Origin of the sequence: Chamaesiphon polymorphus CCALA 037 (assembly GCF_003003845.1) — a bacterium.
Classification (GTDB): Bacteria; Cyanobacteriota; Cyanobacteriia; order Cyanobacteriales; family Chamaesiphonaceae; genus Chamaesiphon; species Chamaesiphon polymorphus.
Map to the genome: position 1 here is coordinate 1 of NZ_PVWO01000596.1, position 3182 is coordinate 3182.

The 3182-nt window shown below is 45.4% G+C and carries 2 protein-coding genes; one reads left to right on the forward strand and one right to left on the reverse strand.

The window, feature by feature from the left end; genetic code table 11:
* Positions 1–136: 136 nt before the first annotated feature.
* Entirely contained in the window at positions 137–1426 is a 1290-nt protein-coding gene (gene ctpC / locus C7B77_RS26890) for a carboxyl-terminal processing protease CtpC (protein WP_106312245.1), read from the forward strand.
* A 243-nt stretch (positions 1427–1669) separates the two neighbouring features.
* Here the strand turns inward: ctpC and C7B77_RS26895 are convergent, their stop codons facing one another.
* Positions 1670–2173 (reverse strand): GNAT family N-acetyltransferase, encoded by a 504-nt coding sequence (locus tag C7B77_RS26895; protein ID WP_106312248.1) that lies wholly within the window; start codon positions 2171–2173, stop codon positions 1670–1672.
* Positions 2174–3182: the final 1009 nt, after the last annotated feature.

Sequence of the window (3182 nt, forward strand, 5' to 3'; positions counted from 1 at the left end):
TAAATGGTTTCGCCTACTTGTCGAGAAATGCTTAAACTATCTTCATCCAGTTTACTATTATCCCGCCCACCTACTTAACTTAGGGATAGTTCGACCGCATTAACTTTATCTTTTCCTGCTAATCTCAGACAGAATCATGAAGATCGAAAAACATGGGTTAGTTATTGGTGCCACCGCATTAGTACTCACAGCAGTAGCAGTTACTGGTGCGGGGCTTCATCTTCCCAAAGGTGTTGCATTCTTCAAGAATAGTCCCAAGGAGCTACTAGATGAAGTGTGGCAGGTTGTCGATAAACAATACGTCGATGCCACCTTCAATCAAAAAGACTGGCGAGCGATTCGGACTCAGTACGTAGTCAAAGGTAACTACAAGAATAAAGAAGAGGTTTACAAAGCAGCACGGTCGATGCTCAAAAACCTCAACGATCCATATACCCGCTTTATGGATCCCAAAGAATTTAGAGATCTCCAAGTCGAAACCTCCGGTCAATTAATCGGTGTAGGGATTCAACTGAGCCAGAATGAGAAGACCAAAAGACTCGAAGTAATTGCCCCGATCGAAGATACCTCGGCATCAAAAGCCGGGATTCTCTCTAAAGATATCATCACGAAGATCGACGGTAAAAGTACCGTTGGCATGGACGTGAATAGAGCAGTGCAACTCATTCGCGGTAAAGAAGGCACCACCGTCAAACTGACGATCCTCCGCGACAATCGTCAAACCCTCGAATTTAATCTCCTCCGCCAACAAATCGAGATTCATCCTGTCGAAGCAAAATACCGTCCGAAAGAACTCAACGGGATCGGTTATATCCGACTCAAGCAATTTAGTGCTAACGCCCCAGCAGAAATGGGTGCAGCAATTCAAAAACTCGAAAGCCAAGGTGCTAAGGGCTACGTGCTCGACTTGAGATCGAATCCTGGTGGTTTGCTGTATGGTGCGATCGATATCGCCCGGATGTGGATGGACAATGGCAAAATCGTGTCTACCGTCAACCGTCAGGGCACAGGCGATGCCAGTGTTGCCAATCAGAGCGCGATTACCAAGAAGCCCCTCGTCATCCTCGTCGATGGTGGTTCGGCGAGTGCGAGTGAAATCCTCGCTGGTGCGCTTCAAGATAACAAACGCGCTCAACTGATCGGCGTGAAAACGTTTGGCAAAGGCTTGGTGCAATCGGTACGTCCCTTGTCCGAAGGTGCGGGGATGGCAGTCACGATCGCTAAATACTTGACTCCTAGCGGTAAGGATATCAACCGTGCCGGAATCAAACCAGACGTAGAAGTTAAACTCAGCAAGGCTCAAATCCAAGCATTAGTCAAGGATCGCGATAAGGTGGCAACTGTTGCCGATCCTCAATACGCCAAAGCCCTGCAAATCTTACAAGTTGAGATCGCACGTAGTGGTGGTTCAGCCCAAAAAAAGTAGTAGGTAGTTTACCGACGGATCTTCCAGATGCAGCGTGTAAACCAGATACAAATCCTGACAATTGCCAACTCGAACGCTCGGTCACCACTACTACCAATCGTTATCTAACCAAGGCACTATATTATTTGTGGTTTACTACAAATAACGGTGAGTGAGCTAGCGATATCTATACTTGAAACACACCCCCGACTTCTTGAAGAAGTCGGGGGTGTAGCATGAATCTTTGGCTTGCCAATTTTCGATCTAAAGATCTAGCATCATTGAAATCGATCGAGGTTGATAGCCCAACTGCTGATATAAATCGATCGCGGGTTGGTTGGTTGTAAATACCTGCAACCCGATTTGAGTATAGCCTTGAGCTTTGGCCCAGGTTTGGGCGTGTTCTAATAGAGCGCGCCCGATCCCTTGGCGACGATAGGTAGGCTCGACATAGATCAGGAAAATATTTGGATGGCGAACGCCGCTAACTTGATCGATGGCGAGTCCCATCCACAAACAAGCAATCTTCACCGCCTCTTGGGGCGCGGGGGCGGTCACAAACCATAATGGTGTCTGACTACTGTAATATCGCTCTACTGTGGATTTGAGATGCGTGTAGTCGTGTTGCTGAGGATACAATTCTCTGTAAGTAGCTTGGAGAAATTTTAAGAGAGCTTCGATCTCATTGGTATGGCGGCTGCTGGTATGGCGCATGGGCGCGACGGTAATTAACTTGTAGCTCGTCAGATGAGGGGATAAATCCGGCATTTTGCAGGTCTATGGTGTCTAGCGACGGCATGTAGTTGCTGAACTAGTTAAATATACTGAGTTTTTATCAACTCGATCTGACAAAAATCGACACGGGAGATGTAGTTGACATCCGTGGCGTCGAGCTACTAGATGCTGGCAGGGCGATTATTATCTTCTGGGAAGCGAACGCTCGCTAGGTCAAGCTCGATCGCCAGATTGCAACAGCCATTTATTTACATTAACATAGAGCGATCTCGGTTGGATAATTCTAATGTAAGTTAGTAATCCGAGCGGCATTAACCGCTGTTTGTCAAGCTAACTAATTTTATTCGATCGAGGTTTATTCTCTCTTAAAAACTGCGCTAGCTCCTAATTACTCGATCCCCAAAATATTTTTATTTAAATCTATTTTTCGATCTCATTTCGAGCGAATACTGTGATAAGTTGGGTATGCTAAATCATAACTTTACCTTTTCTGCCTACTGGAATAGCAATCTAAATAGTACTTTCGATCTCTGGCTTAGTCTCCGCACAGATTTTAGCATCTAAGCCCGCATGTCATATCCTGTATTTCCCGCCAGTAGCAAAGCACAGGCGATTCGGCAAAGCTGACGCTCGGCGTTGGCGTAACCTCACTCCTGACGGGGCAATACAGACGACTTGTTTCAATTTTTCAGTCTCAGGCTTCAGTAGGTATAAATACTCGTTCGAGTCACGATTGCCGGAATGACAGTTGGCTAAATGGTAGTCAAAATTACCAAAATAAATTTCACTAGCAGATGAAACTTATTTAGCTAAAATCATTCATTGTTCCTAGGTGAATAATTAAGCAATCTGATATCGATAAAATTGCTACGCTGTTTTATCGCAGTCTAAAAATTTTGGCTCTCTTCGCTGGAATTTTGACTGTGCTGGTTTTGTCTGGAATTTATTATCCCATCTTGAATATTGACTTGTTAGAAAATGCTCACCCTCGCTCCAGAATTTAGCTATCCTACGCTGCAACACCCCGATCGCCACGTATGGG

Bases quoted from the DNA above. Each gene is read 5' to 3' on its own strand.
- C7B77_RS26895 (WP_106312248.1), bottom strand. From the start codon at position 2,173: ATGCCGGATTTATCCCCTCATCTGACGAGCTACAAGTTAATTACCGTC.
- ctpC (WP_106312245.1), top strand. From the start codon at position 137: ATGAAGATCGAAAAACATGGGTTAGTTATTGGTGCCACCGCATTAGTA.